Genomic DNA, 12,182 nt, shown 5'->3' with positions numbered 1-12,182 from the left:
GCTCATTCCGTGGTCTCGGCCTTTTCGTTTAATTTGGCGGAGCTTGCTTGGGGGAGAGGGGGGATTTCCGCGAGGCGATTTTGCAGTGCAGGCCTGGATAACGCCCTGCATTTCAAGCGGTTATGTCACGCCTTGTCTTCCTCTGTCGGCCCCCTCTCCCCCAGCCCCTCTCCCCCAAAACAAGCCTTTTAATCGCACTCAATTGAACTAGCTGGCGAACCGTTGATTCAATATCCAACCTGTTTTTAGCGAGCTTGTTTTGAGGGCGAGGGGAGCCAGGTTTTTTTGCTTATTCTTTCCATGTCCCTAGCGAACGCGTCCTGGAGGGAGGGGGCTTTCGCGGGGGAGGTGAAGTTTATAACTGATCAAAATCTGGCTTCCCTCGCCCCTAAACAAGCCTTTGAATCGCATTCAACTGAACTAGCTGGCGAACCGTTGATTCAATATCCAACCTGTTTTAAGCGAGCTTGTTTTGAGGGCGAGGGGAGCCAGGTTTTTTTACTTATTCTTTCCATGTCCCTAGCGAACGCGTCCTGGAGGGAGGGGGCTTTCGCGGGGGAGGTGAAGTTTATAACTGATCAAAATCTGGCTTCCCTCGCCCCTAAACAAGCCTTTTAATTGCACTCAATTGAACTAGCTGGCGAACCGTTGATTCAATATTCAACCTGTTTTTAGCGAGCTTGTTTTGAGGGCGAGGGGAGCCAGGTTTTTTTGCTTATTCTTTCCATGTCCCTAGCGAACGCGTCCTGGAGGGAGGGGGCTTTCGCGGGGGAGGTGAAGTTTATAACTGATCAAAATCTGGCTTCTCTCGCCCCTAAACAAGCCTTTTAATCGCACTCAATTGAACTAGCTGGCGAACCGTTGATTCAATATTCAACCTGTTTTTAGCGAGCTTGTTTTGAGGGCGAGGGGAGCCAGGTTTTTTTGCTTATTCTTTCCATGTCCCTAGCGAACGCGTCCTGGAGGGAGGGGGCTTTCGCGGGGGAGGTGAAGTTTATAACTGATCAAAATCTGGCTTCCCTCGCCCCTAAACAAGCCTTTGAATCGCATTCAACTGAACTAGCTGGCGAACCGTTGATTCAATATCCAACCTGTTTTAAGCGAGCTTGTTTTGAGGGCGAGGGGAGCCAGGTTTTTTTACTTGTTCTTTGCATCTCCCGAGCGAAAGAACGCTCCTTTCAAGCTACTTTCGCGGCGTGAAAGGCTACATTCTTTCTCCGCTAAGAAAGTACTTGGCATCGGGCTTCAGCCGCTTCCTCCAGCAATTCAACCTCTCCGAAGGCTGCTCGATCCTGGAACCTGCAGTTTCCTCTTGACGCTTTTGAGGGGATTACTCATGATTCCGGCTCAATGGATTTAAATTAATGCCGGGAAAAGGAATTCCCATGGAACTTAGCGATCGCATACTGGTGACAGGTGCCACGGGAATGGTGGGCGGCCAGTTCGCGCAGTCATTGCGAGGTGCTGGTTTCACCGACGTTCTCACGCCTGGCCGTGATGAGCTGGATCTGTGTGATTCGAGGAGTGTGGATGCTTGGTTTGAGGCACATCGCCCGCAATTTGCTTTTTTGTTGGCGGCTCAGGTCGGTGGGATTGCGGCAAACGTTGCCGATCCTGTTGGCTTTCTTGAAAATAATCTGCGGATCGCCGTCCATCAGTTGAGCGCATGCCATCGATTTGGCGTTGAAAAATTGCTCCTGCTGGGTAGCACCTGTATCTATCCTCGCGCGTGCGAGCAACCGATGCAGGAAGAGGCGTTGCTGAGCGGTCCGCTGGAACCGACAAACGAAGGGTATGCCCTCTCCAAAATTGCGGCGCTCCGGTTGGCTCAGGCTTATCGTGAGCAGTACGGGATGCAGTGTGTCCTGCCGATGCCGTGCAATATCTATGGGACGGGCGACCATTTCGATCTGAAAAATAGCCACGTATTGAGTGCTTTGGTCCGCCGGTTTTGTGACGCGGTTGATCAGGGAGTGGAGGTGATCACGCTGTGGGGCACCGGATCGGCTCGACGTGAATTCATCCATGTTGATGACGTGGTTGCCGGGATGCTGTACCTGTTTGAATCGACGGACGATGGTCAGATTGTCAATTTGGGGACCGGTGTCGACCTGTCGATCGCAGAATTGGCAACTCGGATCGCTGCAGCGACAGGGTATCAAGGACGCATCGAGTGGGATGTGACCAAGCCCGACGGGATGCCTCGAAAATGTACTGATACCACGCGTCTGAAATCCCTCGGCTTTGAGGCTCAGGTTGATTTGGACACAGGGATTCAGCGAACCGTCAAAGAATACAGAGAACTGGTGAAAAATAAGTAGGGTGTTTGTCGCCTTTCGCTCCGCGAAAGAATGCTCACAAGAAAACGTTCTTTCGCGGAGCGAAAGGCGACACTGGAAAGACTCACATTCCAGCAGCGGTTGATTACAAAATTGATGACAAGTTAGTGGCCAGCCCCATCGTAGGCTTGGCCTGACAATGGACTCTTACTGAGAATTTCAGGGATGAACGACGCGACACGACAGACGATGCAGACTTGGTTGCAGGACGCTCTTCCGGATGCGACCCAGTCCAATCCGAAGTATTGGTTTCCTCTGACCATGCCGACTTACGGCGTTGATGAGATCGGGGAAGCCATCGAGTGCATGGTCGATTTTCAGACATCCATGGGCCAGCGAACGCGAGCTTTCGAGCGTCAGTTTGCTGATTACGTTGGCGCCACCGACGCGGTGATGGTAAACAGTGGGTCGTCTGCCGATCTGTTGTTGGCTTATCAGTTGGTCAATCCACTGAATCCAAAATTGCAGCCGGGTGACGAAGTCTTGGTGCCTGTTGTGACTTGGCCGACTCAGGTCTGGTCGATTGCGATGGCTGGGTTAAAAGTCGAATTGGTCGATGTTGATCCGCAGACGTTAAACGTCGATTTGGACGACATGCGACGCCGTTTGACTCCGCGTACCAAATGTTTCTTTGCCGTTCACTTGATGGGCAATCCCTGTGCGATGGATGCGATCCGTGCATTCTGCAATGAGCACGATCTGTTGTTGATTGAGGATTGCTGCGAAGCATTGGGCGCGAAGTTCGATGATCAGCATGTCGGGACGTTTGGCCTGGGAGGCAGCTTTAGCTTCTTCTTTTCCCATCACATGACGACGATGGAAGGAGGGATGGTTACCTGCACCAGCGAGGAACAGGCGGACGAACTGCGAGTGCTGCGAGCGCACGGCTGGAGTCGTGGATTGCAGAATCAGGTTGCCGACGCATCGCCAGCGATCGATTCTCGTTACCTGTTCGTGAATTGGGGATTCAATTTGCGACCGACTGAATTGCAGGCCGCATTTGGGATGCATCAGTTGGTCAAGCTGCCAGCGATGAATGATCGACGCCGTGAATTGGCCACCCGTTTCGACGACTTTGTTGCGGCTCATCCAGGGCTGTCGACTCCCAAGGTGCCACGCGGCGGCGAAGGAAGTCCTTTTGCATTGCCCGTGATGCTTTCTGGAGCTTTGGCCGATCGTCGTGGCGAACTGACGACGGAATTGGAATCGAAAGGGATTGAGACCCGTCCGATCGTGGCAGGCAATCTGGCTCGTCAGCCAGCCGCCGCAATCCTGGGCGATGTTGATCCGTCCGCCTATCGAGGAGCCGATCAGATCCATCAACGCGGGTTTTACTTGGGGCTAAGCCCCGGGTTCGACGACGTGGTGTTCCAGCGGATGCTGGAGACGTTGGATGCCAGCATCGCCAAGGTGTCTCGGACATCATCCATCCACAAAGTCGCTTAAGCGGGCGAGTCGTAAAACGATCGCCAATCGGAACGAACCCCATGACCTTTCGGGTTTGGATGGAAGTCTTGAACTGATTTACCTCTGTAGGAAGTAGAGTCCATGCCTCGAGTTCTAGTGACCACTCCGTTTCCCGATTGGCCCTTGCTCAGGCAGACTCCTGGTGGCAAGGGTGTCTGGGAAGATTTTCAGTTTGTGGTCAACGAACCGCTTGAATCGTGTGACGCGTGGGTGGTTTATGAAGAGGTTCCCGAGCGGATGACGGTGAATGTCCCGCCGGATCAAACCTATTTCTTTTCTGCAGAGCCGCCTGCGCTGCGACGTTATCGCGAGTGTTTTGTCGCTCAGTTCCGTTGGTTTATAACCTGTCATTCCGTCCGCCACCCACGTCGGTTGGATTATCACCAAGCCCATCCGTGGCACGTCGGAGTGGACCGCGACCAGGATGAGCGAGCGGCTTGGGGGTACGACGAAATTGCGGATTCCGCGCCTGAAAAGAGCGGATTGATCAGTGCGGTGATATCGACCAAGGCGATCACCCCTGATCATGTACAGCGGCAGCGGTTTGTTTCGATGTTAAAGGAAGCTCTCGGGGATGACTTTCATCTGTACGGCCGTGGCTTCCGCGAGATCGCCGATAAGTGGGATGCGATTGCCCCATATCGATTTCATTTGGCGCTAGAGAATCAGCGTCTTCCGAATTACATGACGGAGAAATTGTCGGATGCGTTCTTAGCGAGTGCCTATCCGTTTTATTACGGATGCCAAAACGTCGGTGACTATTTTTCGGAAGAGGCTTTTACCGCGATCGATATCCACAAGCCCGAAGCAGCGATCGAAGAGATTCAAAAAGCGATTCAGGAAGAACGCGACCGCAAGGCTGCGGAGGCGGTCATCACACAACGTCAACGAGTGCTGGATGAGCACAATTTCTTCCCGTTGATGGTCCAGTGGATCCGTGAAAGGCAAACGAATTCACCCGCCAAGAAGGTCGAATTGTTGCCTCGAAAAAACCGATTCAAGCTATGGTGTCGGCAGCAGACGAATCGCTTAGTCGCATCTTAGTGGTGGTGGCTTGCCAAAAAATCGAGTATCGATTTTTGATTCTGTCTTCCTCTTCTTAGCGGAACGGCGCGAGCCGTCCGGCCTCGCTGCCTGTTGATTTAGCCTGCTGCGTTTGGGAGTGAAGGAGTGAAGGAGTGAAGGAGTGAAGGAGCGCTGTTTGGGTTTTGTTGGGAATTCCGGTTGCTAGTTTGCGAACTGGAGTCTTGGATCGTCTAGGCCTAGTCGTTTCATTTTTTTGTAGAGCGTTGTTCGATTGATTTCTAGTGCGTCTGCTGTGGCGGCTCGGTTCCACTGGAACATGCGTAGCGTTTCCAGGATGATCTGACGCTCTGGTTCTTCTAGGGCTTCTCTTAGGCTGGCGACTCGTCCCTCGCTGATGGAGTAGGCGATTTCGGAGGCGGAGCGATTGCCGGCGACCGTTGGGGCAGGGCGTTGGCTGGTCGAGTGCGTCGGGGTTTCACCGCGGACCATATCGGCTGGTAAATCTTCGGTTGTGAGGACGGGAGATCGCGAGAGCAAGGTAGCTCGTTCGACAATGTTCTCCAGCTCGCGGACGTTGCCCGGCCATGAGTAGCGTTGTAGGACTTGCATTGCTTGACTGTCGAAACCCTCAATTTTTCGATTCAACGATTCCATCGACACTTCTAAAAAGTGTTTTACGAGCAATGGGATGTCGCCGACGCGTTCACGCAGAGGAGGTAGTTCGATATTGACGACGTTGATTCGGTAGTACAAATCCTGTCGAAAAGTGCCGGCCGCCACGTTGGCCGTGAGGTCTTCATTGGTCGCTAGGATTACGCGGACATCGACCGTTTCGGTTTCGGTGCCGCCGAGCGGTTCGAACTGCAATTCTTGCAGGACGCGAAGGAGTTTGACCTGCATGGCCGGGCTGGCCGTGCCGATTTCGTCCAGGAAAATGGTCCCACCGTCGGCCAATTTGAATTTGCCAACCTTGTTGTTGGACGCCCCTGTAAAGGCTCCGGCAACGTGCCCAAACAGTTCGCTTTCAAGCAGGTTGTCAGGAAGCGCACCGCAGGCGACTTCGATGAACGGTTTGTCGCGCCGGTTGCCTCGACGGTGGATCGCGCGGGCGATCATCGATTTTCCGGTTCCGTTTTCGCCCGTCACCAGCAGGGAGGCTTTGGCATCGGCAACGTTATCGACCACATCAAACAGTTTGAGCATCCGGTAGTCGTGGCTGAGGATGTTCTCCATCCCGAACCGGCGGTCGAGTTGCTGTTTGAGGCTTTCGTTTTCGGTTTGGATCAATCGCTGGGATTGGGCGCGATCGATCGCGAGTGTTAGTTCTTCGTCGATCAGCGGTTTGGTCAGCAGGTCAAATGCCCCGGCTCGGACCGCATCGATGGCCGTCTGAGGGGTGGCGTATCCCGTAACGACCAGGATTTCGCAGCTGGGAGCCGCTTTTTTGGAGTGGGCAATCAGATCGAAGCCATCGCCATCGTCCAATCGCAAATCGGTGATCAGCAAATCGAACGTTTGAGCTTGGATCGCTAGCTTTGCAGCCTGCAGCGAACCGGCCGTTTGAACGAAATACCCTTGTTCTTCCAGCCAAAGTGCCATCGATTCAGCTAGGTATCGGTCATCGTCGACCAATAAAATCGCAGTGGTATCCCGCATTGTGACGCCAGACAAAAAGAAATGGATAAAGCAAATAAGGGCAGCGAGAAAAAAAATCGCACATAAGGATTTAGGTTGCGGTTTAGCGTTCGTCAAAACGCGTAGTGTTTTGTGCTGGTCCTTAAGAACCGCAACGTCCCCTCTAGACGGGTGGTTTTGGGGAAGGTGTGCCGATTTTTCGATTTGTATTGATTGGGTTCTTATTTGTTTGAACGCCGCCGACAGCGGTCTTTTCTTTGCTTCTTGAGATGTAATGATTCCTAAATTATTGATTGTGGACGACCATGAGGTCGTCCGAGTAGGTTTGAGAGAGCTTCTTCAAGCGGACGATTACGAGATTGTGGGGGCAGTGGGCAGCGTCGCAGAAGCCGTGGAGCTATCAAATTCGGTACAGCCCGATTTGATTTTGTTAGATGTGCGGATGGTGGAGGTTGATGGGATTGCAGGGATTGCACTGCTTCGCGAGGTCTGTCCCGAAGCGCGTTACGTGATGATCAGCAGTTACGAGAATCCCACCTATGTCGCTCGATCGGTCGCTTTGGGGGCAAGCGATTACGTGCTGAAGGGCGACTCACGCGACGAATTGCTGCTGGCACTCCGCCATGCCAGTTTGCAGGTAACTCCCCCCGCAGAGGGCATGTTTGGCAAAGTTCGCGATACGATGCGAAAAAGCGGGATGTCAACGGACGATCCTGAATTGCCCCTGACCGCAAGAGAAATGCAGGTCTTGAGGCACGTCGCGCTGGGGTTAAGCAACAAAGAGATTGCGCTGTCGCTTCAGATCAGTGTCGAAACGGTAAAAGAGCACGTCCAGAACATACTGCGCAAGTGGAGCGTTTCGGACAGGACCGACGCGGCCGTGCAAGCGGTAAAGCTCGGCGTCGTCTAAAAAACCGCAGCAGAGGAAAGCATTCTTAGCGGAGCGGCTTGCTATGTCGCCTTTCGTTCCGCGAAAGAATGCTCACAAGAAAACGTTCTTTGGTGGAGCGAAAGGCGCCAAAAAATTCCCGTCAGGTGACGGGAATTTGGTTGCTACGGTTCGTTCGTGGGGGACGTGAAGTCGATTGGTGACGGTTTCCGAGGCAGTCACGTAGCTACGCTCGCCAGAGTGTGGGCAGATTACAAGAACCACCGTGGGTGTCGCGAAAAGGAAAGCCCAGCGGGCGACAGAACCATTCTTGTCTGTCGCCCGCTGGGCTAAAAGCACTGCACTCAGGCTCGGATGGGCAGACCGATAATACGTCACCGGTAAATTTCACGTCCCGAGCGAAAGGTGATACTCGGATCAGTCCCACCACCACTGGCCGTCTTGTAGCTGGTGTGGAGCTTGGGCTTGGCGGCTGGCTTCGGTTTCACCACTGGAATCGACCGTTTTACGATCGCTCCTGAGGGCACTGCGAGGCTGCACGTTGACTCCACCACCGAGTGGCGTCATTAGTGTGTTTCCTTTCCAGACCGCGTTGACGGCGGTTTCTACCTGGACGGGCGAGTGATGCGATTCGACAGCGAAGCGGGCTTCGTCGCCGAATAGTTCCATCTGCCAACCCGCTTGGGTGTGGAAGTCCTGCTGTTGGATGTAGGCGGCGGCAATCGAAGCGTCGATCAGGTTTCGCATTTGAGCGTAAACAGGGGCAACGGCTGCGATTTGGTCGTATTTCTCGGTAAAGTCTTTGCAGAAAGCTTCACTGGCGCGGTTGCCGCGGCCTGCAGCGACTCGCTGTCCATCGGCGGCGACTCGTTCGTTTGCACCAACCAGTTTGACGCCATGTTGGCTGAGTTGCATGGCGTGCCCGTCGGGGCTGACTTTGACGCCGTCATAATTGGGCACAAAGTACCAACGTTCCATCGCATTCGAAGCGATTTGAGTTGGGCTGGCTCGTTCAACGTAGCTGGCCATGCGGATCGGAAGTTGCTCAAGGCCAATCCCGATCAATTTCATTCGATAATCCGCTTCGACCAGTACTTGAGCGAAGTGGGTGTTGGCAGGGATTCCCTGAATTGTCACGTTTTGCAGGCCAAGGTTGTTCTTCAGAGTCATCGCTAGGCGAGCCGCATCGCCGGGACGAAGGCCGCTGCGGACGGTTCGAAGGACTTGTTGCAGTCGTTTCAGGCCTTCTTCGGTGGGGTCGATCGAGACGCTGATCACGTTGGTGGGGCGATCGCCTGGAGCGTAGGCTCGCAGGGCGGTGACCATATCTTCCAAGAGAATGACAGGTCGCCCTGTGATCGTTCCGCGGACTCGCCCTGAGGCGTCCGAGGCAAAGGGTTCTGCCGGGCCGGCGATCACCACATCGTTGGTTTCGGGGTAGAAAAAGACGTTCTCGATTCGCGTCAAACCGGCCATCGCTTGCATCACATCGTCGGCCCCTTCGGCTTTCTCGATGGCTGCTTCCAAGCGATTGAGCGAGATTTTTCGCAGTTCGGAAGGTTTTTTCAGGTCGGCAGGAAGGGCCTGGACCGCCGCTTGAGCACGTGCGATCGCAAGTCGTGGATCGAAGTGTTTAACTCGAAGGACACCCGTGGCGTCCACTTCGACTCCAGCAACAGGTTGGACGAATACATTCGTATCGTTGTTGTTGTCGTTATTATTGTTGTCGTCTTGCGCTTCTGCGGTTGTCGAGAAGCAGGTTACAGCGAGTGCAACCAAGCAACAAAGGGCAGATTTGGCGAAGAGTGCGAAGGTCGGACGGCGTCGCATCGGAAGATTTGCCTTTGTCAAAAGAATCTGAGCCAAAAAGGGATCGGAGCAGGAACAGAAAAGTCCTTCCCCGAGCTTAATTGGAGATTGGCGATCGGGCAACAATTTCCTGCCCGCTTGCCAGTGGAGAAGTGAAAAAAGGCCTGAAGTAGCAGATTTTCCGGTTTTGGGGACTGTCCGTAGGCCGGATCTGGCATTTTCGAGTCCGAATGCTTCTTAGCGGATCGGCGCAAGCCGTCCGGCCGAGCTGCCTGAAATTTGACCTGCTGCAAATCGGTTTGTGTTGATTTGGTTTTAGCCCAGCGGGCTGAATTCTTAGCGGAACGGCGCGAGCCGTCCGGCCTGGCTGCCTGATATTTGATCTGCTGCGAAGCGGGTTGTGTTGATTTGGTTTTTAGCCCAGCGGGCGGCAGAATTGGTGATGGATAAATTCTGTCGCCCGCTGGGCTTTGCTTTCCGCTTGTTCTTCCCCGGCGGCTCACGCCGCCGGCAAGTATCTGTCGCCCTCCGGGCTGTTTGTGACTCGCGCGATGGCTTGCGATTGGCCGGTGGGAACCCGGCCCTACGTCGCGTCCGCCCTTCAAGCAACTCAACGACAAAAACTGCCGTCTCGCCTGACGCTGTGGGTGTGCTAGGTTTGCGGTCTTTCTGACGTTCTTCTTGTTCGAGGCCCCTGATGGGTTCCAATCAGATTGCCAGTCGCTTGGCTTTGATGTCTCAGTTTGGCCAGCGGAATCGTGCACTCGATACGCTGCGTGGGTTTGCGATCTTGTTAATGGTCGTTGACCACGTTGCTGGAATATTGATGCATGTCAGTATCGATTACTCCACCGTCCGGTTTTGGACTCGGCTGAGCATGCCGCTGTTCTGTGTTTTGATGGGGTACTTTTTGCCCGCGGCGTTTGAAGACCGATCGTTCACCGGCCGCGTGATGACGTTGCTGCCGAGGAAGCGGTTTATCCAATTGGTGCTCGCGACGATCGTGATCAATGTCGCTTTTTATGCTTGGTATCAGGAGCTAGAAATTCTGGCTAGTTTGACGCTGGCCTACGTGGTGGCCGTCGTCACCGGTCGATATTTCGTGGCGTTGGTCCTCGCGTTGTTCTTCTATTCGGTCGATCCGACGGCGGCATGGTTGGATTATCCCTTGTCGGTGGTCGTCCCGTTCGTCGCGCAGGGAATGATTCTTGAACGTTATGGGACGCTTGCTGCACTTGTCAGTGGCTGTCTGTTGGCCTCGGGGGTTGCCTGGCTGGGAATGGGGCAATCCGGAGGCGTTTCTTACATGCTCTGCTACTTCATCTTGCCCGCAACCGGGATGGTTGCTTGGGCGGCAAAGCGTCCGAAGTGGCATGTGGCAGGATTGGAGACGATCGGTCAGTATCCGCTGACGTGTTATCTCGTGCAGTATTACCTGATTTTTGCAATCGCTGCCGCGATGCGTTGATCCACGGTTTCTCGCATTTATCTTGCGATATCGAATGCGAAGATTCGGTCTTGGTCGCGGATGTATAGTTTTTGCCCCGCGATGACGGGATGCGTCCAGATGGCACCGCTGCCTCGAGGCAGTTCGGTTTCTTCGGGGATCGTTAATTCGCCGGTCGCTTTCCAGCCGTCACGATTTGGTTCGATCAGGTAGACGGTTCCGTCGCCATCGTTGTAGCAGTACAGACGGCCATCGGCGTAGGCGATCGATCCGCTGCGATTCCCGCGGAGGCGTTCTTGCCACAGGGTTTCGCCGGACTGTAGGTCTTGAGCCATCCATTGTCCGCCGTCGGATTTGCTGAAACCGTAGATCACCCCGTCCACCAAGACGACTCCGCCGTGATGGTTCTGCATGCTCTTTTCGTCGATGTGGTATTGCTGGGAGGCGGTCAGTTTGCCGTTTGCATCCGATTTCAGTTCCAGCAAAGCATTCCCAGCTCCGTAAGCGGACGTGTGATAGACGTGAGGTCCGTCGGCGATTGGAGTTGGAATGACGGCCGTCGGGTTGCCGGTGACCGGGCTATGGAACAGCTGTTCGCCGGAGGTTGTGTCAAACCCGTAGAGTCCGCCGGGGCCGGCGGTGGTGTAGAACGTGACATCGTCGAAGGTGTGCTTGATGATCGAAGCGTAAGCGGCCGTTTCATTGACCCCTTTGCTGGTCCAAACCTGTTTGCCGGTTTCTTTGTCGAAAGCGACCATGAAGTTCTCGCCGCCTGGGGTGACAACCACTCGGTCGCCATCGATGAGTGCGGATTCGGCGTAACCCCATTTCGGGATTTGAGCTTCGGGCAGGGAAAGGAAGTCGACCGACCACTGCACTTTGCCGGTTTTGCGATCCAGTTTCGCCAACGTGCCGATATCGCTGATGGCATAAATGGAAGCGCCATCGACGGTCGGGGTGCTGCGTGGGCCTCCGCCCCATTTCTGCAGGTACTCGTCCTCTTTGGCGGCACGACTGATCGCCTGCTTCCATTTCAGTTCGCCGTTGTTGGCGTCCAAACAGAGGACGACACATTCGTCATCGATCGTCCCCATCGTGAACAGCTGACCGTTGTCGATCGACATGCTGCTGTATCCCGTGCCTGCGTTGGCGAAGGACCAGATCACCGAAGGTCCGTCGGCGGGCCAGGTTTGCAGCAATGCTTGAGGGGCGGCATGCCCGGTCCGGTTGGGGCCACGCCATTGATGCCAGTCACCGTCGGCCGACCAGCTAGGAATGGAAACAAGCAAACCAAGAGAGAGGGAAAGGAACGCAGGGAGGGTACGCATTGGTAGAGCCTATCGTGTGTAGAGGGGCAGGTAGGTTTGTCTTACACAGGGGCATCGCTGTTCTGCAACACTTTTGCGGAGACCGTTGTGCATGTCGTTGAAGGTAAGGTCACGTAGTCGATTCTGTGCGAGAATCGAAAATCCAGCGTCTTGGGGGACGAGCGATTTATAAGTTGGTGGATTGCAGTGGTGTGGCAAGAGATCAAAATCCCAACCCGCCGCGTATGCGAGGGATGGCGGGT

General features: G+C 54.5%; 8 protein-coding genes. 5 read left to right on the top strand and 3 right to left on the bottom strand.

Annotated elements, in window-relative coordinates:
- Positions 1-1,364 precede the first annotated feature (1,364 nt).
- The 3 genes from FF011L_RS24070 to FF011L_RS24060 all read left to right on the top strand — a co-directional run bounded on the left by FF011L_RS24070 (position 1,365) and on the right by FF011L_RS24060 (position 4,850).
- On the top strand, positions 1,365-2,321 hold the full coding sequence (locus FF011L_RS24070) for a GDP-L-fucose synthase family protein (RefSeq protein ID WP_246109599.1): 957 nt from the start codon (positions 1,365-1,367) through the stop codon (positions 2,319-2,321).
- 183 nt (positions 2,322-2,504) lie between these two features.
- The gene (locus FF011L_RS24065) at positions 2,505-3,785 is read left to right on the top strand and encodes a DegT/DnrJ/EryC1/StrS family aminotransferase (RefSeq protein ID WP_145354490.1); all 1,281 of its coding nucleotides are present in this window, start codon (positions 2,505-2,507) and stop codon (positions 3,783-3,785) included.
- A gap of 102 nt (positions 3,786-3,887) precedes the next feature.
- A complete protein-coding gene (locus FF011L_RS24060; protein ID WP_145354489.1) occupies positions 3,888-4,850 on the top strand; it encodes a glycosyltransferase family 10 domain-containing protein in 963 nt (320 codons plus the stop codon).
- Between the two features lie 183 nt (positions 4,851-5,033).
- Here FF011L_RS24060 and FF011L_RS24055 read toward each other — a convergent pair whose 3' ends face one another.
- Positions 5,034-6,488: a sigma-54-dependent transcriptional regulator gene (locus FF011L_RS24055; protein ID WP_145354488.1), complete on the bottom strand. Its 1,455-nt coding sequence runs from the start codon at positions 6,486-6,488 to the stop codon at positions 5,034-5,036.
- 253 nt (positions 6,489-6,741) lie between these two features.
- Between FF011L_RS24055 and FF011L_RS24050 the strand changes: the two genes are divergently transcribed.
- Positions 6,742-7,377: a response regulator transcription factor gene (locus FF011L_RS24050; RefSeq protein ID WP_145354487.1), complete on the top strand. Its 636-nt coding sequence runs from the start codon at positions 6,742-6,744 to the stop codon at positions 7,375-7,377.
- Positions 7,378-7,773: 396 nt separating this feature from the next.
- Here FF011L_RS24050 and FF011L_RS24045 read toward each other — a convergent pair whose 3' ends face one another.
- A complete protein-coding gene (locus tag FF011L_RS24045) occupies positions 7,774-9,186 on the bottom strand; it encodes a DUF1598 domain-containing protein (protein ID WP_145354486.1) in 1,413 nt (470 codons plus the stop codon).
- Positions 9,187-9,862: 676 nt separating this feature from the next.
- Between FF011L_RS24045 and FF011L_RS24040 the strand changes: the two genes are divergently transcribed.
- Positions 9,863-10,633, top strand: a complete 771-nt coding sequence (locus FF011L_RS24040) for an acyltransferase family protein (RefSeq protein ID WP_145354485.1) — start codon at positions 9,863-9,865, stop codon at positions 10,631-10,633.
- A gap of 17 nt (positions 10,634-10,650) precedes the next feature.
- Here FF011L_RS24040 and FF011L_RS24035 read toward each other — a convergent pair whose 3' ends face one another.
- A complete protein-coding gene (locus tag FF011L_RS24035) occupies positions 10,651-11,940 on the bottom strand; it encodes a PQQ-like beta-propeller repeat protein (RefSeq protein WP_145354484.1) in 1,290 nt (429 codons plus the stop codon).
- Positions 11,941-12,182 lie beyond the last annotated feature (242 nt).

It is taken from the genome of Roseimaritima multifibrata, assembly GCF_007741495.1.
Taxonomy (GTDB): Bacteria; Planctomycetota; Planctomycetia; order Pirellulales; family Pirellulaceae; genus Roseimaritima; species Roseimaritima multifibrata.
Note: the sequence above shows the minus strand (reverse complement) of the source record. Positions and strands in the feature narration are given on the sequence as shown.

Bases quoted from the DNA above. Each gene is read 5' to 3' on its own strand.
- FF011L_RS24070 (WP_246109599.1), top strand. From the start codon at position 1,365: ATGCCGGGAAAAGGAATTCCCATGGAACTTAGCGATCGCATACTGGTG.
- FF011L_RS24065 (WP_145354490.1), top strand. From the start codon at position 2,505: ATGAACGACGCGACACGACAGACGATGCAGACTTGGTTGCAGGACGCT.
- FF011L_RS24060 (WP_145354489.1), top strand. From the start codon at position 3,888: ATGCCTCGAGTTCTAGTGACCACTCCGTTTCCCGATTGGCCCTTGCTC.
- FF011L_RS24055 (WP_145354488.1), bottom strand. From the start codon at position 6,488: ATGCGGGATACCACTGCGATTTTATTGGTCGACGATGACCGATACCTA.
- FF011L_RS24050 (WP_145354487.1), top strand. From the start codon at position 6,742: ATGATTCCTAAATTATTGATTGTGGACGACCATGAGGTCGTCCGAGTA.
- FF011L_RS24045 (WP_145354486.1), bottom strand. From the start codon at position 9,186: ATGCGACGCCGTCCGACCTTCGCACTCTTCGCCAAATCTGCCCTTTGT.
- FF011L_RS24040 (WP_145354485.1), top strand. From the start codon at position 9,863: ATGGGTTCCAATCAGATTGCCAGTCGCTTGGCTTTGATGTCTCAGTTT.
- FF011L_RS24035 (WP_145354484.1), bottom strand. From the start codon at position 11,940: ATGCGTACCCTCCCTGCGTTCCTTTCCCTCTCTCTTGGTTTGCTTGTT.